Here is a 19,931-nt window from a genome sequence, read left to right as displayed (position 1 = left end):
CGGCCGTGCTGAGGGCACCGGCGGGGCCGTACGAAACGAGTGGTGGATGCAAGATGTCAGGCGCGTGCTCCCGTACGGAAGTACCTTTCCGCGCAGGGGCGTTAGAGGGGAATGGCTGAAAAGGGACGTACTCCGGGCATCGGGGGGTCGGGATCCACCGGGAGCTCGGCGACGCCGACCGCGCCCTGGCGTACGCCGCCGACCTGGTGCCGGCCATCGACGGGGTGGACGGGCTGCTGGTGTGGTGGCTGACCGAGGTGCGCCCGCAGTTCGGTGACGAGCCCGCCGGCGGGCAGGCCGTGCTGCTGCCCAGCCGCCGGCACACCCTCGAGGGCGGGCGGCGTCCGGCCTGTGCGGTCACCCTGCGCGACGGAGACCAGTGTCCGGAACCCGTCCCACTTGGGCTCCACAGCGCGGCCCGGCCGTAGATCGGGCTCGGGCACGGGGGCGCTCAGCTCGGTTCTGGCAGCATCCACGTCGCAGTGGATGCCTTCCACCGGATGTCCCGGTGTTGTCCTCTTGCCTTTACGCGGGGACCGAGGCGAGGGCGTGTTCGTCGCCCAGCGCCGCGAGGTGGCGTTCGGCGTCCAGGGCCGCCTGGCAGCCGCTGGCGGCGGCGGTGATGGCCTGGCGGTAGGTACGGTCGACGACGTCACGGCATCTACGCCGGCGGCCTCGACGCGCTCCTGCTCACGGTCCCGCCGCCTGACTGCACTTCTCGCACGCCGGGCACCGAAAGGGTTGTGGGGAAAGTCGGTGACATCCCTCACGTGCCCGATCCTCATCAACGTGCCGCGATAGTACGTGGCGTGTGGCTGATATAGGCGGATCTGGCATATGGAAGCAGGCATACGCGGCATCTCGGCCGGAGTCACCGGCCCGGGTCACCGGCCTCGAGCCGCCGGACTGCCTCTGCCGCCCTTCTGACGGAGTGTGAGGCGCGGTCGGTGTCCGGCGCGGCGGCCCGGCACAATCCCGGGCCGGATTCAAGGGTGCTCTCGCCTACTAGGCGAGGTAGTGGAAGCCCCCGTTGTCGTGCCCTCCCGCGGCTTTTAACAATGACGGCCCCGCAAGGCGTCCCCGCAGGTCAAGCACAGTGTCTGTGCGAAACCGAGCCCGTCGGAGGCGCAAGGAGAGTCGACCGAACGAGGTCCGCATGAGGAACCACCGGAAGCACGGCAGGAAGACGCGCCGCCGGCCCATAGCCGTCGCCGTCCTGGCGATGGGCGCGGTGGCGGTGCCGTCGGCCGCCATAGCGTGCATGGGCGACGAAGGAGCCGAGGCCACCACCGCCACGTCCAGCGGTCCCTGGACGGACGGGAGGAAGGGGTCCTGGGACCGGCACCGGACGGACGGGAGGAAGGCATCCTGGGACGGGCACCGGGGGCGGGACGTCCGGACCGCGAGGCCCACGGCGACGGCTTCGCCCTCGGCCTCGCCGACGACCTCTCCCAGGACTGAGGCGCCCGCCCTGGAGAAGGCCAAGGCGCCCGTCTCGAATGGGACCACCCCGCCCGCCCCGACGAGGACCGCCGCCGCGCCGAAGCCGACCGCCGTGCCCCCCTCGACGACCGCCTCACCGAAGCCGCCCACCGTCACGGCTCCCGCCGCAGGCACGGCGACCCCCGCCGTCGCCCGCGTGGTCGCCCTGGTCAACAGCGAGCGCGCCAAGGTCGGTTGCTCCCCGGTCGCCCTGAACGCGAAGCTCTCGCAGGCCGCCCAGGCCCACAGCGCGGACATGGCGAGCCACAACACCATGTCGCACACCGGTTCCGACGGGTCCGACCCGGGACAGCGGATCACGCGCGCGGGCTACCTCTGGAGCACCTACGGCGAGAACGTAGCGTACGGGTACTCCACGCCCGACCAGGTCATGGCGGGCTGGATGGCCAGCGCCGGCCACAAGCGCAACATCCTGGACTGCGGCTTCAAGGAGATCGGTGTGGGGGTGGCGCAGCCCGGCAACTACTGGACGCAGGACTTCGGCACGGCCCGCTGACGCTCACGGGGCCCACGCCCGTCATGGCCCGCCGACCATCACGCCGGCCGCGGCCGGCGTGGGTGCCGTTCTGTCCAGGGCGCAGGTACTGCGCGAGTCCGGGTCGCCAAAGAGGATTGAACGTGAGGGCCCTGATGGTGGGCACCCAAGAATCCCGGCTGGTCGTGGTCCGCGGCGACAGCGCCTCAAGGAAGTCTGGCGCCGAGCCGGGGTTCGCGGTCGTCCTCGCGTACGCCGATGGGCATCCGGTCGGCTACGCCTACGGCAACCGCATCGAGCACGGTGACCGGTACTGGCAGCGCACTGCCCCGGAACCGGCGGAGGAGTACACCCGCCGTCCGGCTGTGGCGTTGAAGGAGATCGGCGTACGGGACGAGTGGCGGGGGACCGGGACCGCGCGACGTATGCATGACGCCTTCCTGGCCGCGCGGGACGAGTCGTACGTGACGCTCATGGTGAACCCGGCGGCCGGTGACGGGAAGGTCCACCAGCTCTACCAGTCGTGGGGCTACCAAGACCTCGGCCAGAGCCAGCCGTCACCGGCGTCACCGACGCTCATCGTGATGATTCGCTCCGCCCGCTGACACGGGCGGAGGCCGCCTCAGCTTGTGCTTGACTTGTCGGCGGCCTCGGTGAGGTCAGAAGCGCACGCGGGCGTTGTCGCCGTCGATACGGACGATGCACTCTTTGAAGAGTGCCATGGGCCAAGCTTCGTCTTCTGGCTATGTTCACGAGATTGGGTTCTGGCACAACTTCTGTGGAGCTCTCACGCTCTGTAACCTGCCGGGACTGGATGGCCCTCGTGACTCGTTGACAGATCTGTTTGGAATCATGCCCACATGGACTTCGACCTCGCCCCGCCGACTGGCGTTGGCCCGTTGCGGATCGGTATGACTCGGCACGCGGCCAATACAGCGCTGGACTCGCTCCGCGATCTCTCTGCGATCTCGGAGTCTGATCGACCGGGGCAACACGTCTTCCGTCCCAGCGGGCTCATGATCAGCATCCACTGCGTGCGAGACATGCTTGAAGCCATCGAGCTGGGAAGGCCGTCGTCCCAGACGGATCGGGTGTTGTTTCAGGGTGTGGACGTGTTCGCACTTCCATCCCGCGAGGTTGTCCAGCGCATGGGTGAGTTCACCTCGATCGAGGAAGATCCTGACGACGATGCTTCGTTCATCGCCCCGGACTTGCTGCTGAGCTTCTGGCGTCCGTTCGCAGCCGACGATGAGCCTGAGGAAGAACAGGGCTACCACTTCAGCTCGGTCCTACTGGCACGGCCTGGCTACTACGACACCCCTGCTCAAGCTGCGGAGCGACTCCAGCAGAGCTCGTGACGGACCCGTCCGGATGCCAGCAGGACTCGTTTCCGCAAGAGACTGAACCCGGCCCGGCAGTACATCTGGCGCTTGATCATCTTGATCCGGTTGACATGGCCTTCGACTGCTCCCGAGTTCCAGGGCAGAGTGAGACCAGCGATGACGGCATCGCGGTCGCGGTCGATGCCTGCGGCGAGAGTATGGAGACTTGGCAGGTCATCCTGCCGGACGGCGGCGAGCCAGTCCGGAAGACGCGCGCCCTGGCGCTCGGTCAGCATGACGGCGAAGGAGCGGACGTGCCGGGTGAGCGCGTCAATCTCGGGGCAGTGGGTGCGAACGGTTTTGAGCTGCACTTGTTCAGCCTCGGGAAGGGTTTCCGGGCGCCGGAGAATCCATCCGGCGACCGTTCGGGGCGAGGGCGGCCGGGCAACCACCGGTCGTGGTGAGGTGCGCTTCTTGTGCAGGTAGGCGCGGACGCGCTGGTAGCTGCCCTTGTAGCCAAGTGGCACGATCTCCTCCCACAGCTTCCAGGCGTTGGTGCAGCCCTCGTTCCACCGTTCGTCCAGGTATGGCTTGTAGTCATCGAGGACGGACGTCCGGTTCTGCCACTGCCCGGTAAAGAGCTCTTCCGGCCTGGCGGCGTCGGCGAGCTGCTTGACGGTTCGCCAGGTCATGCCGAGCTGACGCTGGACCGAGCGGCGGCTGTGCCCGGCCTCCAGCAGAGCATGGACGTCGGCGTGCCGGGCCCTGGTGCGGTCGGCGAAGCGATGGCTGGCCGGCCAAGGCGAGCCGGATGGATCTTCCTCCGGCTCAGGTTCCGGATCGGGTTCGGCGAGGGCTGTGACAAGCATGCGGAGGCAGTGGCGGTGCTGGGCGACGGCTCGTTCGGCAGCCTCGCTCACGTTGTGCCAGAGGTGCCACCGGTCCGCGGCCTGAACGGCCTGGGGGGCACCGACGGAAGCACCTTCGGCGAAGAACGGCGCCCGGTCGCGGCAGATGACCTCAATGCCTGGCCGTTCGGCGAGCCAGGCCGCCAGGCTGGACGCCTCCCGGTCGGGCAACAGGTCGACAGGGCGGCGGGTCTCGACATCGATGAGGATGGTGCCGTAGTGGCGTCCCTTGCGGGTGGTGTACTCATCGACACCGACCACCCGCGGCGCGGCCACCTCGGGCTCGGGAAGCGCGTCCACCAGCCGCAGCACCGTACTGCGGCTGATGGACACCCCGAGGACACGAGCGATTCGGGCGCCCGCCCGGCCCGCGAGGGCCAGGCCGACCGACGCCAGAGTCGAGCGCAGCCGTTCGGTCCGCTGACTGTGCCGGCGTGTCAGGCCCGGTATCTGCTCGACGAAGGTGCGGCGGGTGCAGCCCGAGTTTCCGCAGGTGAACCTCCGGACCCTCAATTGAAGGACAACCCGTCGGCCTCCGCTGGGAACATCAGCGGGAAACCGCAGGTAGAAACCGTGAATCCCGGTCGACCAGGTACCACAGACCGGGCACGCGGCACCGTCGGCGGTGCATTGCGCATCGACGCGCACTAGCGCGATGTTCACGTCTACGGACAGCACCGCGACGTCAGCGATCGACGGGAACAACAACTCCTTGAGCCGGAGCAGGAACTCTTCCACGGCTCTGAACATTCCGCCCAACTGCGTTGCCCACGGACCATTTCGGGCGACTTCACGTAGCGCTCGAAAAGGCCCAGCATTCACTCAGAGTGGCCGCCTCACAGAAGTTGAGCCAGAGCCCGAGATTGGACAGCAGATGTTCGCCACTTCGGGAGGCACGATGAGCTCTTCGACCTGGCGAAACTGGGCGTCCTGCTAGTCGGGCAGGCTTCCTGGAATTGTTCCGTCGAGGCGTCCATCCGTTGGTGATGGATTGGTGGACCGGGAAGCGGTAGGAATTGCGGCAGGCGTGATGTCAGCCATTGTCGGTCTCGTGCAATACCTGAGGCCCCGCAATCCCGAGCCCCGCTCGCCGGCGTCCTCTAGACGGACAGAGTCCGGGGCTGGGGTCGGTCCGATCCCTCGCATCGAGCGAGAACTTCGCGGCCTCGAAGGCGACCGGCCACTCGCTCCCAGAGTGAATGCAAACTGGGATGAGCTGGGGTTGCCGCCCCAGCCTCGCGACTTCAGCGTCAAGGGCCAAACGGTATACGCCCGATCATTGACGGATGCTCAGCTCCTTGGCCTCTTCGAGCACGTGGAGGGCATCGTCCCGCCGGTTCAGTGGGGAGTGCTAGGCAAGGAGCTGGAGCGCCGAGGTTACAGGCGGGGGATGGATTCGGCGCCTGGCTCCGGTCCTGAGTGGAGCGCGGCGGGATCGCGCAAGGGACCTGGGCGTTTCGTCGAGGCCGAGGGAGTCCAGGCGGTCAACGCGAGCTTCACCGCGACCTGCCCCGGCCGTGACGTCTGCGGCAGAGCACCTGGTTCAGCGGTATAGGTGCATCCCTGGCCTGCGGCGTGAACCCTCAAGCCAAGGAGCCCTGGGTCCGGGAGGCCTATCGGCTGACGTGCGGTCCGCTCAGACTCTGAGCAGCAGACCGGGCGGATTGAATTGGGACCGCAGGACACTAGCTGCTCCTGGCGCGCCGACGCCCCCGGTAGTTCTCGGTACGCTGGGTGGAAGGGGGCGACGGGGGGCGAAGATGGACATTGCCCTGATCACTACGCTTATCGGCGCGGTGGCCGGCGGTATCGTCACATTTGGTGGAACCTGGCTTCATACACGCACCAGCGTTCGCACGGCTGCCAGGCTGATCTACGCCGAACTCACCCGGGACAGCACCGCTGTCGCCTATTTTCGGCAGACCGGGCACTGGGCCGCGCCGACGTTGAACCGCGCCGCATGGGACAGCCAGGGTGCGTTGCTGGCGCGTCGGCGCAGCAGTGCCACGTTTGAGGCTGTGCACCGTGGTTACGCGGCTCTGGAGATCGTGCCGTTCATTGCGGACGACACCCTCTCCGCGGCGGATCGCGGCGAACTCCTGGACTGGACAGTGGAGCGGTTGACGCGGGCCATCTCCGCGATAGGGGAGGTCGCGCAGGTACCGAAGGTCCAGGTTCGGGACTGGACTAGGCGGCTGGAAGGCGCCCCATTGGCAGGCCGGACTTCAACTCATCCGCTGTTGCGTTCAGGAGTGATCCCGCTTTCTCTGTACGAGCGCTTGACCGAGGAGGGTGGGCTCCAGCTGACATACCAGGGCCTCGGGTGGCGTGTGACGGATGGTGAGCTGACGTTCATCGGCGACCGGTCACCCCCCGAAGACGTGCAGCACATAGTCTTCGAGGCTCGGTGGGGGGAAGAGCTTGACAGGCTTCCTGTGGCCCGTGCCACTGGCGACGAACCGGTGGGCGACTCTGCGGTCGATGAGACCTATGACGGTCTCGTGGCCACATCCCGATTCCTGCGTGAGGTCTTCGGCCGCGAATATCTTCTCGATCCCCGACTGCCCGTACCGGCGGTCGTTCACTACGGCAGGAAGTACAACAACGGCTTCTGGAACGGTTCCCTGCTTGTTCTGGGAGATGGGGACGATCAGACCTTCTCCCGGTTCAGCCAGTGCCTTGAAGTCGTGGGAGCCGAGTTGATGAAGGCCATGATCCAGCAGACGGACCTTGTCTTCCATGGACAACCCGGGGCACTCATCAACTCGTTGTGCGACGTCTTCGGAGTGATGGTCAAGCAGTACGCGCTCGGGCAGAGCGTCGAGGAGGCCGATTGGCTGCTCGGAGTCGGTCTCCTGGCACCCGGGATCAATGGAGTCGCGCTGCGTTCGCTCAAGGAGCCGGGCACGGCCTACGACAATGACACTTTGGGCAGGGATCCGCAGCCCGCGACGATGGGCCAGTACCTGCAGACCGAGCGCAACAACGGTGGCACCCACATCAACAGTGGCATCCCTAACCGCGCCTTTTACCTCGTGGCAGAGCGGCTCGGTGGCAAAGCGTGGGAGCGCGCCGGATGGATCTGGTGGGATGTCCTCACCGGTGGCGAACTGGCGGAAGAGACGCAGTTCGTTGACTTCGCCCGGCTCACCGTCGCTGCCGCCCTCAACCGTTACGGCCAGGGCGAGGAGCATCAGGCGGTCGTTGATGCCTGGTCGAGTGTGGGCCTCCCCACTGACCAGGTGCATTGAGCCTTCTTTAAGTCTGAACCTGCAGGTCATCGGCTGGTGTGACGCCCATGCATGGACTTCCGCGTGCCTCGGGCGCGATGCCCTTGCGTGCGGCGTGGACGGCGATCAGGCGGTAGCCGTCGTCGGGGGTGACGGCGCACAGGCGGCCCATGCGGTCGGTGGTGACGGTGACGGCATCCGTGGTGAGGTCGGGCGCGGTGGTTGCGGCCATGGGGTATCCCTCCGGGGCGTACTGGGTGACTGGGCTGCCTGCTCTCAGGTCGGGAGCTGCGCGAGCGCGACGGCTGCGGGGGTGATGACGTAGTGGCCCTGGGTGCGGAGCTCGGCGGCCACGGCCGCCGCCGTGGACGTCGCTTCGTCTGCGGGTGTCGGCCGGACGTACGCTTCGATGCTGTTGTTCCAGGTGAACCCCCGTGAGGTGAGGCTTGTTCGGTCTCGGCGGTGAGGTCCTGCGGCGCGCGGGGCGCAGCGACGACTCCGTGTCCGGGGTCGGGCGCGACCAGGTACATGGCGGGGCCTCCCGGCGCCGGTTCCCGCCGGCCTGAGCGGGAACCAGCGCCGTGGGTCAGATGGCGCTGATGGTGTGGTCGGCTTCCAGCACGCCGAGGAGGCGTTCGTCGGGTACATCCGTTGCTTGATGCCTGCGCTCGACCGGGCGACGATCCGCCATCACCGGCATCGTGGCCACGACCTAGGAGTTCGAGTGCACTTCCGCGAGCTCACCGAACGCACCTCGACGCACCGGTGACGCGGGGGATGGCTACTTCTTCATCGAGGACCGGTCCGGTTTACTCGGCACAACCGCCCATGGTCGTCGAGCAGGAGGGCGACCGCTACGGCGTGTTGAAGGCGTACGGCGTTGGGGAACTTTTTCGGCGCTGCCGGGCCGCGGTCGCTGGACAGATCTGCTGAGCGGATCGAGCGGCCTGCCGGTGGCGTCCCCGTCGGGGCGCCGCCGGTCAGCTGCCCGCGTTCCGTTCCGCGATCCGCAGATTGTCGGCGATGTCCACACGCACCGGATGCCCGGCCGGCAGGCCCATGCTCTGGGCGTGGGCGCGGCGCAGGACCGTGAGGCCGTCGCGACGGAGGCCTGCGGCGAAGAGGGTCGCGCCGAGGGTGTTGGCGGTGGTGAGGGTGGATTCGTGGGCGGCTCCGAGGCGGCGGGCGCGGCGCTGCCAGGTGTCGTCGAGAACCGCGACGGACGCGGAGACGTCGCCCTGGATGGCCAGGGCCGCGCCGAGGTTGTGAGCGCAGTCGAGGGTCGCGGGGTCGTCGGGGCCCCAGGCGCGGGCCGCACGGTCGGTGGCCTCGCGGGCTATCTGCGCGGACGCAGCCGCCTTGCGCTGCTGGTAGAGGGTGGAGCCGAGCAGGTTGAGCAGGCCGATGGTCTCCCCGTGGTTCGCTCCCAACTCCGCCTCGCAGTCGGGCAGCAGGCGGCGCAGGAGCACCTCCGCCGCGGCGAAGTCGCCGGTGTCGAACAGGACGCGCGCCGTGCGGAGCTGCCGGCGCAGGCCGGTGCGGTTCGGGCCCTTGCGACGCCACACGACGCCCCCTCGCCCACGGCGTCGTTGCCGTGTCGTTGTCCCGGTGGTGCGGCCGACCACCATATAACCGCGGCACGTTGATTGGGGAGGGCGCGGGCGCGGGCCGCGCCGCGGTGGCACGATGGGGCGGGCACGGCAACGGGAGGACACCCATGATCGAATCCCTGGCGGCGGTCGCGACGGCCGCTTCGACGACGCTCGTCGCCGCGATGGCGACGGACGCCTGGGGCGCCGCGCGCTCCGGGTTGCTGCGGCTGTTCGGGCGGGATGACGCACCCGAACAGGGTGCGCTGGTCGCGCTGTTGGAGAGCGAGGCCGCCCTGGTGTCCGGGGCGGAGGATCCGGAGGCGGCGCGCCGGCAGTTGGCACCGGCGTGGCAGTTGCGGCTCGAGCAGTTCCTTCACGCGCACCCGGAGGTGGCCGACGACGTGCGTGAGCTGACCCGGCGGCTGCAGGACGAACTGCCCGCCCAGCAGCGCCACTGGGTGCAGCACGTCGAGGCGCGAGACCATGGGCAGGCGTTCGGCGCGCAGGGTGGGAACGTGATCGTCCATCAGGAGCCCGGTGCCGGCCGCGGTGACCGCGCGACGTGAGCGAGCAGCACGTCAGCGCGACGGGCGGGTTCGCCTACGGTGTCGTCGGCGCGGACATCCATGTGTTCGGCGACGGCACGCCGTTGTACGTGCTGCGCCGGTGGGCGCCGACCCCAGAGGCGGATCCCCAGTGGCTGCGGCAGCAGCCCAGCCGGATGCTCCACGCTCGGTTCGCCGTGGCGCCGTTCACCGGGCGGGAGGACGAGCTGGGAGCGCTGCACGCCTGGTGCGCCGGCGGTCCGCAGCGGGCGGCGCGCTGGCTGCACGCGCCGGGCGGGCAGGGCAAGACCCGGCTGGCCCAGCAGCTGGCCGCCGAGTTGTCCGGGCAGGGCTGGAAGGTGGTCACCGCGGTCGAGGGGCCCGGGACCGTACTGCCGCCGCCCGGCAGCCAGGACCTGACGCCGGACACTGCGGCCGGCCTCCTGCTCTTGGTCGACTACGCGGATCGCTGGCCGCTGACCACCCTCACCTGGCTGTTCAGCAACGCCCTGCTGCACCGGCCGGACGTGCGCGCCCGCGTCCTGCTGCTGGCGCGCGGCACCGATTCCTGGCCCGCGCTGCGCGGGGCGCTCGCCAGTGAGCAGATCGACGTGTCGGCACAGGCCCTCGGGCCTTTGGACGAGCCGAGCGGCCCGGCGGCCGGGCAGGGCGAGCGGGGGGCGATGTTCCGTGCGGCACGCGCCGCCTTCGCCGAGCGGTACGGGATCGTAGCGCCGGCGGGCGAACCCGACCTCGCCGACGACGACTTCAGGCTGGTGCTCGCCGTGCACATGGCCGCCCTGGTCGCCATCGACGCCGCGGCCTCGGGACGGCGCGCCCCACCCGATCTGGCGGGACTCACCCTCTACCTCCTCGACCGCGAGCACCTGGGCTGGGTACTGCTGCACGACCGGCGGGGCGCGGGACGGATCACCCTGTCCCCGGCGGTCATGAACCGGGTGGTCTTCGCCGCCTCCCTGAGCGGCGCGCAGCCGCAAGAGCAGGGAGCATTGCTGGTGGACGCGCTGGAGGTCGGGCAGCCGACGCCCACCGTGCTGGCGGACCACGGCGTCTGCTACCCGCCGCCCGAGGGCGTGGACGGCACGGTCCTGGAACCGCTCTATCCGGACCGGTTGGCGGAGGACCTCGTCGCGCTGACCGTGCCGGGCCACGCGGCCGACTACCCGGCGCAGGCGTGGGCGGCGGACACCGCGGGCGCCGTGCTGCGGCACGGCTCCGGCCCCGCCCGGGGGGTGTCGACGCTGATCGCGGCGGCGGGCCGCTGGCCGCACCTCGGGCCCGCCTGCCTGTATCCGCTGCTGGCCGCCGATCCCGGCCTCGGCGTGGCCGCCGGGGGCGCTGCCCTCACCGCTCTGGCCGAACTGCCCGACATCACGACGGCGCTCCTGGAGGACGTGGTGGACGCCGTGCCGCACCCGACCCCCGCGAACCTCGTGGTGGGACGGGCCGCCGTCAACGTCCGGCTGTTCGCGTCCCGGATCGCGGCGGCGCCGGACCGGCACGAACGCGCCTGGCTGTACGCCGGGCACGGCAACGACCTGCGCGAACTGGGGCGCAGGGTGGAGGCGCTGCGGGCGGCGCGGCGCGGGGCCGAGCTTTTCCAGGAGCTGGCCGCCGACGATCCGGAGACGTACGAGGAGCACGTCGGCCGCACCTTGACCAACGTCGCCGGTCTGCTGCACCGCACCGGCGAGGTCGACGAAGCGGTGGCGACGCAGCAGCGCGTGGTGGACCTCTTCACCCGTCTCGCCCGGGACGATCTGCGCCGGTACGAACCGTACCGGGCGACCGCGCTGGCCAATGTCAGTGTGCGTCTGGAGTCGGCCGGTCGGTGGGAGGAGGCGTACCGGGCCAACCAGGAGGCGGCGAGCGCGTACCGCAGGGCGGCCGTCCACGATCCGGGGCAGCGCAGGGGGTTGGCGATCGCGCTGTCCAACGGGGCGGCCCTCACGTTCCGTCCGCCTGCGGAGGACGTCGCCCTGCGTGAAGCGGTGCAGTTGGGCCGGGAGTTGGTGCGCGAGGGGGCACTGGTCGAGGACACGCCGCTCGTCGCGTCGCTGGAGCGGCTGCGCGAGCACCTGTCCGCGCGCGGCCAGCACGCCGAGGCCGTTGCGCCGGCGCGGGAGGTGGCCGAGCTCAACCGGCGCCTCGCCGAGACCGATCCGCACCGGTACACCTCAGCGTGGACGACGGCGCTGATGAGCCTGCACGGGATCCTGCTCGACGCAGACCGTCCCCGGGAGGCCGTGGAGGTCGGCGAGGAGGCGGTGACGTGGCTTCGCCGGCTGGCCGACCGCGCGCCCGCCACCTACATGTCGTCCCTGGGCGACGCGGTGTCGCGGCAGAACAGTGCGCTCCGGGCGGCGGGCCTGCCGCCGGAGCCCGAGGTCGACGTTCCGCGGCGGGTGCTCGACCCCGACTCCCTGGGCCGGCAGGTGCCGGAGGCTCGGATCGCGGTGGACGGGTGGCTTCCGGAGCTGCTGCCCGTTCCACACGCGTCGGCGGCGGTACTGGAGGACACGGCGAGCGGGCTCGCGCGTCGGCGGGACTGGCCGGCGTACTGGGAGCTCGTCCGCTCCGCTCCCCTCGCCGACGCGGTGCACCTCGTACACCGGATCCCGCGGCGCGCCGGGGCGCCGGACCGTCCGCTGGACGCGGAACTGTTCGGCTGGCTGCGGTCCCTCTCCCCGCGCCGCGCCCGGGCCCTCGTAGATGAGGCGGCCGGCGCGGCTACCCGGACGCTGCCCGAGGACTTCGGCCTGTTCTCCGCGGCGCACAGCGCGTTCGGGCACGGCGGCGAGGTGCTGGCCATCGCGCACGTGACGGACGACCTCGACGAGCAGTCGCGCGACGTGATCGAGACCCTTGAGCCGGAGTCCGGCACGCGGACGGTGCTCCACCGCGGCCCCGTGTGCCTCAAGTCGCTCGCCGTCCTGGGCCCCGGGGACGTGGTCGCGCTGCGCCGCAGCGAGGGGTACGCGGCCCGGGCGGAACTGGTCCGGCACACGTTGTTCGAGACGCGGGTGCTGGCGCAGAGCCGCACGCTCACCGGGGCGCACCTGGCGGCCACGGCGTACGGGTGCGTGGTCTCGCTGCCCCTCACGCCGCAGGTCCTGGTCCTGAAGACGACCGGGGAGTTGCGCCAGGTCGACCTCGGGCAGTGGGCGCTGAGCACCGGCGGTCCGATGGCGGTGACCCCCAGGGGCGACCGCATGGTGCTGTGCGACGGCTACCGCCTGATCGCCGTCCACGCCGCACTCGGCCACGCGCTGGACGCGGCCGCTGTACCGGCGGAGCACGCGCCGGTACGGGAGCTGGTTTTCGCCGGGGAGGACGCGCTCGTGACGGCGGGGCGGCACGGCGGGCTGGTGCTGTGGCGGCTGGACGCCGGCGGGATGCGGCCGGTGGCGTCCCGCGACACCCCGATGCTGTCGCAGCTGTGCGCGGTCCCGGCCTGGGACGTGGTCAGCGCTCACGCCGGCTCCGAGGGCCGGGTCCGCTTCTTCGACCCGTGGCGGGGTCTCGCCCCGGTCGACGCCCCGCCCGCGATCGTCGGCTCCGCCCGTCGCCTGCGCGCGGTGCTGGCGGCGCCGGGCGGACGTCACGTCATCTACTCCGGGCAGCTCGACGTGGAGGCGCCGCCGCGGCGCCGCTCCTTCGCGTTCGTGACCCGGGTGCACGATCTGCACCATCCCGGTTCGCTGTTGCGGCGGTTGCCGGCCGGTTTGGGCGACGCTGAGCGCGCGGCTTTGGCGCGGGCTGACGGGGAGAATCCGGGCGTGCGCGACCTGTTGCGCCTCGCGCACGTGATGGCCACCCGCCTCTGATGACCGGGGAGCCTGAGCGTCGAGAGTGCGTACGGGTGACCCGGGCCCAAGGACCTCTCTTCGCGGTGGTCCCGCGGCGTTGGGTGATAGAGCGGATGTTCGCCCGGCTGGGACGGTGTCGCCGCCCGTCGAAGGACTACGAATACCTGCGTGTGTGTTCGGAGAACGTCATCTACCTCACCATGGCCATGCTCCTCGTGCGGCTGCCTCGCAAGATCAGCCCGCTGACAGGCTTTTCAGACGTCTTCTGGATGGCCCTCTCGGGCGTGGAACTGGCGGGCGGCGGCGAGGTTCGCGGCCCATCGGGAGTCCTGTGACCGGGGCGCGTCCGGTACCGGCTCGCCCTCTCCCGGGGGCTGTGCCGCCCCTGCAGTTCGCCTGGATGCGGGTGAACTGGATCGGTCGTGATTCGCCTGAGAGCCCGCCGGGGGTTGGGCTGTGTTGCCGGAAGCGTGATCACGGGGCGTCTCTCGCCGGGGCCGGTGCGCCCGGGTACGTCATAGCGCGAACGCCGGGACCCCGGGGGTACGGGTCTCACCGCACACCCCCCGAGCCCGCGAGGGCGCCGCGGGCTGCGGCGCGAGGGCCGGCCCGATCAGCGGCATGACGGCCGCCAGCATCTCCGCCTCGCTCGCGGTCCCGTCCACGACCAGATCGGCCGCTGCCCGGGAGGGCGCGACATGGGCTGCGTGGCGGTCCCTGCCGGACTGCAGATAGTTGCGCAGGGACAGCCGGGGGTCCTGCCGCTGCGCCTCGATCTTCCGGAGGATCTTGCGGGCCAGGCGTATGTCGTCGGGGGTATCGACGTACACCCGCCACGCCGCCCGCCGAACCACGGACGGCAGTGACAGCGCGAACAGGCCCTCGACCACCACCAGCAGCACGCCGGGGCGCAGCAGCGCCGCGTCGATGGCGTGTGCCACCGCTGCCTCGTCGATCGACCCCGGATGGTTCCAGTCGAGGACGGCGTGCCCGTCGGCACTGACCGTCCACACACCCCTCAGGGGGTCGTGCGCGGGCACGTAATAGTCGTCCAGATGGATCAGCGCCACGCTCTCGGGACACTGCAGCGACAGGGCTTCGGCAAGGGTGGACTTGCCGGATGCGGTGCCGCCTGCGACCGCCATTACACCCGTCATACGGGCGCTCCTCATGTGCTCAAAGGGGATAGACGAAGCGGCCGGACAAGCCGGGTGCAGGGAATGTACGGCGGCGTGATCGCCCATGGCAAGCAGGGGACGAGGCCCGGTTCAGCGGAGACCCGGGGCCGCGACCTTCGATCGACCTGCACGCCAGTCTCGGCGATGCCGCGGACCTTCAGCGTGGCGTAGCGGCCCTGGGCGCGGGCGTGACGTCGACGCGCGGGAACGAGTAGTCATGCATCCGACTCGACGTCTGCTCACCACGGCGGCCGCCGTCGCCGCCGTCCTCGCGACCGCCCTGTCCGCTGCTCCGGCGGCCGCTGCCGCTTCCGCACCGTGTACGTCGACCTGGCGGGCCGTCCAGAAGGTGTCGGTGCGCAGGCCGGCGTGGAACGAGGGACCGGTTGCGACGACGAATTCGCCGATCGTGCGGTACCTGCGCTGGGGCGAGCGGGTGCGGTCGTGCATCGTCGCCATCGGCCGGGACTCGTTGCAGTACCGCGAGTGCGGCGGCGGGAGCCTGTGGCAGGTCGTACCCGGAGGGCAGGTGCCGTCCGGGTGCCTGCGCGCCGGGCATGAGCAGACAAGCAGACCCGGTGCCCCGCGATCACGACCAGGCAATCGCGCTCACCCTCGCCACCGCTTCTACGGCCAGAGTCGCTTCCACACGATCGGCTTCCCCGCCCACGGGAGGACGCCCCTGCTCGACGCCGAACGCCCGACGGTCATCGCCGTCGGCCCCCTGGTGCGCGAACTGCTCATCGCGCTCACCAGCACCACACTCAAACAGACGGAGACCCGGCACATCGAAGAAGTGCTGCGCGACCGACAGCGCCGCGTGACAGCCCAGCCCGTTGCCCTGCCACCGGCCCGCGACCAACGACTGGCCGACGCCTGCCGCCTCGTCGAAGAGGACCTGCACCAGCCCTGCACCCTTGCCCAGCTCGCTGGCCGCGTGCACACCAGCGAGCGCACCCTCTCCCGCTTCTACCGCGACGAGTTCGGCATGACCTTCCCCCAGTGGCGCACCCGAGCCCGGATCTTCACCGCGATGGTCATGTTCGCCGAGGGCGCCACCGTCACCGACACCGCCCGCGCGTGCGGATGGTCGACAACCAGCGCCTTCGTCCAGACCTTCGCGCAGACGGTAGGCATCACCCCCGTTATCTATCAGCCACGACGCGGTGATCCAGTACCGGCTGCCCACCACCGGCGAGATCGGCCCACTGTTGCAAGCTGCTGTTCCAGTGGGACCGCGGCGGCGAGAGATCCCGCATGTCGGGCGAGTTCATCCGCACGGCGCTGGGGGAGGTCCTCGCCTTCATCGGGCTCACCGACTCAACCGGCCAGCCTCTGGTCTTCGCGCCGCACGACTTCCGCCGTCTGTTCATCACCGATGCCATCCGTTCCGGCCTCCCGCCTCATATCGCGCAGGTCATCGCCGGCCAGGCCGACATCAACCCCACTATGGGCTACAACGCGATCTACCCAGCCGAAGCCACCGAAGCCCATCGCGCGTTCATCGCCCGCCGCCGATCGCTGCGACCTGCCGAGGAGTACCGCACCCCTACCGATGCCGAGTGGGAGGACTTCCTCGGCCACTTCCGAAGCCAGCGTGTGGCCGAAAGAGTCACCCTTGCGTGCGGCGGGCTTCGACGGGCTTCGAAACGTTAGCGCCCACCTTGCGGCAAACCTACGGTGAACCCTCACGAAGCCCGGCCGCAGCACGTCGCCTCGCGGTCTGGCCCACGGGAAGTTCTCCAGGCGCCCATCGTGACGCACCACGTGAGAACCCTGGCAGAGAGGGATCCGAATGCAGTCGATCAAGAGGCTTGCAACCCGTACGGCCATGGCAGTTGCCCTCGGAGTCGCCACGCTCACCGTGGCCCCGAGCAGCGCCTCTGCGGCCGAAGCCCAGCCTCAATTCTGGAACTACCGGTGCGAGTACGGCAGGGCCTGCGTCTATCACGTCGATGGCAACGTCTGGAACGTCGAACAGTGCGGAGTCAGCGGCTTACACGACTACTACGACTACGCCAAGGCTCACGGAAACTCGTTCCGGATCTGGTTCCAGGATCGATTCGAGGATCCGGAGGAATTCATCGACGTGCCGGCATGGACTGAGAAGGCGCTGCCGAGCGATGTCGATCACCTGGCCTACCGCGTTCAGGTGTTCTGCTGAGCCTGACAACCGGTCTCCACGACCGAGGGCCCCCGCAGCGGGGGCCCTTTCGGGTTCACGAAGAACTGCTGCCGAGACGCCGGGCTGTGCTGGCAAGCACTGCGGCGGTGCCGAAGCAGGGCCGCCATGACTCGGCGACTGTGCTGCCATACGGGAGCAATAGCCGATGGAGGGGACGCCGGAAATCTCCAGGTCGGGCCTGGCACGTACAAGAAGCACGGGGTGCCGCCATCGGCCACCGGCATCCAAGGAGATGTCGACGTTCACCTCGACGACAAGCTCCGGCTCGACGAGGTGGACATCGAGAGTCTGCGTGCTGCCCCAGCCCGCCGAGAACCGGCGGCGCGTCCAAGGGTGTCGGCCCGTTCGCTGTTGAAGCAGAGTTCCGACGTTGGCAGCGAGCTCACGAGTAAGGGGAGTGGTGCGGCCGATGAAGCGGAGACGGCCCTCGGTATCGAGTCGGCCGAGCAACAGGCTGGACGGCGCACTCACGCGGCCGGTCACCGCGCCGACAATCGCGTCGCTCGAGTGACGGACGCGAGCCTTCTCCCATCCGCGCACCTTGCTCTCGAAGGCGCCGGTCAATCGCTTGGCGACGATCCCCTCAATTCCTGTCGGAGCCCACTCGCGCATCCACAGCGCCTCGTCGCGGTCGACCGTCATCGGACGCGGGACGACGTACGAGGCCGGTGCCTGCCCAGGCGTCGGGTCCAGAGCGACGAACACGAACCACTCGCGGTCGCTCAGGGACGGCAACTGCGTCTTGGTCCCGCAGCGCCAGTTCGGCCGCTGCATAGGGCTTGCCGTCTTGACCTGTACCTCGATCATGTGACGGGTGCCATCGGCTCGGACGGCGAGAATGTCGGTGCGCTCCAGCCCGTCGCGGGTGAGCGCGGCACCCCATCCGGCGCTTGCGAGCACCGAGCAGACCCAGTGCTCGCCGGCGCTCTTGGTCATCTTCGTGTCCACGACAGAGAGTGTGCGCGATGGCCACGACGCTTCGCGAGCGACGTGGGGTTCCCTCTCCACGGCGCATCAGAGCGATCCCAGGACAGGGCCTCATCCCACCACCGGGCCACCACCGCATGGGCCGGAGCGAAAACCTGCTCCGGCTCCACCCCGGCCCGCAACCCGCGCCTGGCCACCCCGCCCACCGCCGCTGCGCCGCCGCCACCTCCGGCAGGTCCCGCAACGGAAGGTGTTCCAGCGGCTGGTCGGCGTCCGCGTCCAGCAGCCAGCGCCCGTGCCGGATGCCGACCCGCCGCCACGGCGGCACGAACCGCACCGCCCGCACCTGCCCGGGGCGCCGCGCGGTGCACAGACGGCACCCGAAAGCGGCCGGCCCTGCCACCGCGGACGCCGCCCGCCACCGAGCCTGCGCCTGGACAGCGCTGCCGGTCCCGGGGTCGTCCACGGCAAACGTCGGCAACGCGTGCGCCAGCACCGCCGGCTCAACCCCGCACAGCCCCGCGAGCACACGCCGCCCGGCTTCGTTGGGCACCAGCTCGGCATCGGCCCGCACACCGCCGTCCTCGTGCCGGGCGGGGGAGTTGCGGCACGACCACAGCCGCACCACGTCGGCGGCCGCCAGCCCGTAGCGGGCCGCGGCCCGGGCGATCAGCTCCCCGGCCAGCGGCACGGTCCGCAACGCCCTGCTTCCACAGTTCTCACCGACACCCCTCGCCCGCTCCCCGACCAGAGCAATGTGACATGCCTTGCGAGGCAAGCACGCCCGATCGCCGGGAACCTCACCGGCACATCGCGCTGCCCCTGCCTGCAGGGCCGCCGGGGCCGCCCGTCGTGTGCCACGGTGCTGGCCGTCGGCGAGGCGGCGCGGAGCGGTGAGCCGTCGGGATGCGATGGTGCGGGCGGTGCGCCGGCGTGCCGCGGCCAGGTCGGCGGCCAGCTCAAGGCCCTCGCGGGCAGCGATGGCCTCGGCGGTATCGGCCGGTGCGCCGAACTCGGCAGGGGCGAGGCGTTCGTAGAGAGCCTGCAGTTCGGGGTCGGTGAACCGGGCACGCGTCATGGAGATCTCCTGAGGGTGTGCGGGCATGCCGAAGGCCCCGTCGCCGAGGCGGCGACGGGGCCTTCAGGGATGCTGACGGGCGTGGACGAGGATTGGACCGAGCTGTGCCGGGATGGTCTCGGTTTCTCCGAACCATGGGACGGCACATACGACACTTGAGCACTCCACCTTTCCGGCGTGACCCTGACAAGGGGCTGGGCGTAGGATCGGCTCCCTTGATCACGAGGGCTGGGGGCACGGGTGAAGGCACGGGGAAACGGATGGCTGTTGGTGTGCGCGGCACTGTCCTTGTGGGGGCTCACCGGCTGTGCGGGCACGGGCGGAGAAACGCCCGGCCCTCAGACGTCGAGCGGCTCGCCCGGCGCTACCCCGGTCACCTCCGCCGCTGCGGGACCACCGCTTTCGGCCCGGGCCCTCCAGTCCATCGCCCTCACCGGTGACGACGTTCCGGGCAACAGAGGTGTCTCGGCGGACGAGCGGGCGCACACGGATTTGAAGAGCACCTTCCCGCCGGTCTCGGACAGCTCCTGCGAGAAGCTGCTCGACGCACTCGGCGCCGGCGACGCGTCGGCCGTCGTGGACCAGGTCTTCAACTGGAAGGGCAGTATCTGGGCGGGCGGCGGCACCCTCGCGTCCTACGCGGGCACGGATGCCGAGACGGCCTTCGCCCGTGTCCGTACATCACTGCCGGCCTGCCACGACTACAGAGGCGTCGGCTTCACGGGGAAGTACGCCGCGCATCTGGCGCCGGAAACGATCCCCCACCTCGGCGACGAGTCGATCGCCTTCCGGATCACCGTACCGGTGAAGCAGGGGCCCGGCCTGCGCAGTGGCCGCCGCGTCTCCGTACGGAACGAGCAGCACATTCTGGTGAGAGTCGGTGGTGTGACTGCGCACTTCACGATGCTGGACGTGGACCACGAAGACCACTTCCCCCTGGCCCTCATCCGCAAGGAAGTTGCCCGCATGGCACAGGCCCAGCACCGCTGAGGCGAGACACCCCGCCACGAGCACGCCGACGAACCGTTCGCCGAAAGGGCCCAGAACTCGTTAACCGGGTGGCGGCCGCGCCCTGGCGCATGCGCGTCGGGACGTACAAGCCGCGCTCGACGTCACCACCGGCCAACACGTTTTGCACGCCACTGCGGGGGCAAGCCG

Annotated in this window: 16 protein-coding genes and 2 pseudogenes; 12 read left to right on the top strand and 6 right to left on the bottom strand. The window is 70.1% G+C overall.

The features are described from left to right. The first annotated feature begins 206 nt into the window (after window positions 1-206). Window positions 207-428, top strand: coding sequence for a hypothetical protein (locus OG788_RS02350; protein ID WP_406368806.1), 222 nt, complete (start codon window positions 207-209; stop codon window positions 426-428). A gap of 97 nt (window positions 429-525) precedes the next feature. Here OG788_RS02350 and OG788_RS02345 read toward each other — a convergent pair. Further along, window positions 526-654: pseudogene (locus tag OG788_RS02345) on the bottom strand (thioredoxin-disulfide reductase); the annotation flags it as partial. Between the two features lie 502 nt (window positions 655-1,156). Between OG788_RS02345 and OG788_RS02340 the strand changes: the two are divergent. The 3 genes from OG788_RS02340 to OG788_RS02330 all read left to right on the top strand — a co-directional run bounded on the left by OG788_RS02340 (window position 1,157) and on the right by OG788_RS02330 (window position 3,336). Continuing rightward, a complete protein-coding gene (locus OG788_RS02340; protein ID WP_406368805.1) occupies window positions 1,157-1,999 on the top strand; it encodes a CAP domain-containing protein in 843 nt (280 codons plus the stop codon). 134 nt (window positions 2,000-2,133) lie between these two features. Then, window positions 2,134-2,583, top strand: coding sequence for a GNAT family N-acetyltransferase (locus tag OG788_RS02335; RefSeq protein ID WP_406376648.1), 450 nt, complete (start codon window positions 2,134-2,136; stop codon window positions 2,581-2,583). 255 nt (window positions 2,584-2,838) lie between these two features. After that, window positions 2,839-3,336 carry a hypothetical protein gene (locus tag OG788_RS02330; protein WP_406368804.1) on the top strand — a complete coding sequence of 166 codons (498 nt, stop codon included), beginning with the start codon at window positions 2,839-2,841 and terminating at the stop codon, window positions 3,334-3,336. Here the strand turns inward: OG788_RS02330 and OG788_RS02325 are convergent. Further along, window positions 3,303-4,946, bottom strand: coding sequence for an ISL3 family transposase (locus tag OG788_RS02325; RefSeq protein ID WP_406368803.1), 1,644 nt, complete (start codon window positions 4,944-4,946; stop codon window positions 3,303-3,305). The genes OG788_RS02330 and OG788_RS02325 overlap by 34 nt on opposite strands. 1,022 nt (window positions 4,947-5,968) lie before the next feature. On the opposite strand from OG788_RS02325, the gene OG788_RS02320 reads away from it, so the two are divergent. Then, window positions 5,969-7,459 (top strand): M4 family metallopeptidase, encoded by a 1,491-nt coding sequence (locus OG788_RS02320; RefSeq protein WP_406368802.1) that lies wholly within the window; start codon window positions 5,969-5,971, stop codon window positions 7,457-7,459. A 7-nt stretch (window positions 7,460-7,466) separates the two neighbouring features. Here OG788_RS02320 and OG788_RS02315 read toward each other — a convergent pair whose 3' ends face one another. Together OG788_RS02315 and OG788_RS02310 are read right to left on the bottom strand one after the other, a co-directional pair. Beyond that, window positions 7,467-7,670 carry a hypothetical protein gene (locus tag OG788_RS02315; protein WP_406368801.1) on the bottom strand — a complete coding sequence of 68 codons (204 nt, stop codon included), beginning with the start codon at window positions 7,668-7,670 and terminating at the stop codon, window positions 7,467-7,469. 748 nt (window positions 7,671-8,418) lie between these two features. After that, a complete protein-coding gene (locus tag OG788_RS02310) occupies window positions 8,419-9,003 on the bottom strand; it encodes a tetratricopeptide repeat protein (protein ID WP_406368800.1) in 585 nt (194 codons plus the stop codon). 152 nt (window positions 9,004-9,155) lie between these two features. Here OG788_RS02310 and OG788_RS02305 point away from each other — a divergent pair, with 152 nt between their 5' ends. The 3 genes from OG788_RS02305 to OG788_RS02295 all read left to right on the top strand — a co-directional run bounded on the left by OG788_RS02305 (window position 9,156) and on the right by OG788_RS02295 (window position 13,740). Further along, window positions 9,156-9,596: a hypothetical protein gene (locus tag OG788_RS02305; RefSeq protein ID WP_326783507.1), complete on the top strand. Its 441-nt coding sequence runs from the start codon at window positions 9,156-9,158 to the stop codon at window positions 9,594-9,596. Then, window positions 9,593-13,423, top strand: a complete 3,831-nt coding sequence (locus OG788_RS02300; protein WP_406368799.1) for a hypothetical protein — start codon at window positions 9,593-9,595, stop codon at window positions 13,421-13,423. Before OG788_RS02305 ends, OG788_RS02300 begins: the two co-directional genes overlap by 4 nt. A gap of 95 nt (window positions 13,424-13,518) precedes the next feature. Next, entirely contained in the window at window positions 13,519-13,740 is a 222-nt protein-coding gene (locus OG788_RS02295) for a hypothetical protein (protein ID WP_406368798.1), read from the top strand. Window positions 13,741-13,920: 180 nt separating this feature from the next. Here OG788_RS02295 and OG788_RS02290 read toward each other — a convergent pair whose 3' ends face one another. Continuing rightward, window positions 13,921-14,562, bottom strand: a complete 642-nt coding sequence (locus OG788_RS02290) for a uridine kinase (RefSeq protein WP_406368797.1) — start codon at window positions 14,560-14,562, stop codon at window positions 13,921-13,923. An 85-nt stretch (window positions 14,563-14,647) separates the two neighbouring features. On the opposite strand from OG788_RS02290, the pseudogene OG788_RS02285 reads away from it, so the two are divergent. Beyond that, window positions 14,648-15,676 (top strand): annotated as a pseudogene (locus OG788_RS02285) (helix-turn-helix domain-containing protein); the annotation flags it as partial. A gap of 164 nt (window positions 15,677-15,840) precedes the next feature. Beyond that, window positions 15,841-16,239: a hypothetical protein gene (locus OG788_RS02280; RefSeq protein ID WP_406377032.1), complete on the top strand. Its 399-nt coding sequence runs from the start codon at window positions 15,841-15,843 to the stop codon at window positions 16,237-16,239. A 340-nt stretch (window positions 16,240-16,579) separates the two neighbouring features. On the opposite strand, the gene OG788_RS02275 is transcribed toward OG788_RS02280, so the two are convergent. Continuing rightward, window positions 16,580-17,716 (bottom strand): ATP-dependent DNA ligase, encoded by a 1,137-nt coding sequence (locus tag OG788_RS02275; protein ID WP_406368796.1) that lies wholly within the window; start codon window positions 17,714-17,716, stop codon window positions 16,580-16,582. A gap of 841 nt (window positions 17,717-18,557) precedes the next feature. Here OG788_RS02275 and OG788_RS02270 point away from each other — a divergent pair. Then, on the top strand, window positions 18,558-18,932 hold the full coding sequence (locus OG788_RS02270) for a hypothetical protein (protein WP_406368795.1): 375 nt from the start codon (window positions 18,558-18,560) through the stop codon (window positions 18,930-18,932). Between the two features lie 111 nt (window positions 18,933-19,043). Continuing rightward, the gene (locus OG788_RS02265; RefSeq protein ID WP_406368794.1) at window positions 19,044-19,763 is read left to right on the top strand and encodes a hypothetical protein; all 720 of its coding nucleotides are present in this window, start codon (window positions 19,044-19,046) and stop codon (window positions 19,761-19,763) included. Window positions 19,764-19,931: the final 168 nt, after the last annotated feature.

It is taken from the genome of Streptomyces sp. NBC_00647 (assembly GCF_045207245.1).
GTDB lineage: Bacteria > Actinomycetota > Actinomycetes > Streptomycetales > Streptomycetaceae > Streptomyces.
This window is presented reverse-complemented; position numbering and strand designations above follow the sequence as displayed.

Excerpts from the sequence above, each read along its gene's own strand:
- OG788_RS02340 (WP_406368805.1), top strand. The coding sequence starts at position 1,157 with ATGAGGAACCACCGGAAGCACGGCAGGAAGACGCGCCGCCGGCCCATA.
- OG788_RS02305 (WP_326783507.1), top strand. The coding sequence starts at position 9,156 with ATGATCGAATCCCTGGCGGCGGTCGCGACGGCCGCTTCGACGACGCTC.
- OG788_RS02290 (WP_406368797.1), bottom strand. The coding sequence starts at position 14,562 with ATGACGGGTGTAATGGCGGTCGCAGGCGGCACCGCATCCGGCAAGTCC.
- OG788_RS02320 (WP_406368802.1), top strand. The coding sequence starts at position 5,969 with ATGGACATTGCCCTGATCACTACGCTTATCGGCGCGGTGGCCGGCGGT.
- OG788_RS02330 (WP_406368804.1), top strand. The coding sequence starts at position 2,839 with ATGGACTTCGACCTCGCCCCGCCGACTGGCGTTGGCCCGTTGCGGATC.
- OG788_RS02295 (WP_406368798.1), top strand. The coding sequence starts at position 13,519 with ATGTTCGCCCGGCTGGGACGGTGTCGCCGCCCGTCGAAGGACTACGAA.
- OG788_RS02315 (WP_406368801.1), bottom strand. The coding sequence starts at position 7,670 with ATGGCCGCAACCACCGCGCCCGACCTCACCACGGATGCCGTCACCGTC.
- OG788_RS02280 (WP_406377032.1), top strand. The coding sequence starts at position 15,841 with ATGTCGGGCGAGTTCATCCGCACGGCGCTGGGGGAGGTCCTCGCCTTC.
- OG788_RS02335 (WP_406376648.1), top strand. The coding sequence starts at position 2,134 with ATGGTGGGCACCCAAGAATCCCGGCTGGTCGTGGTCCGCGGCGACAGC.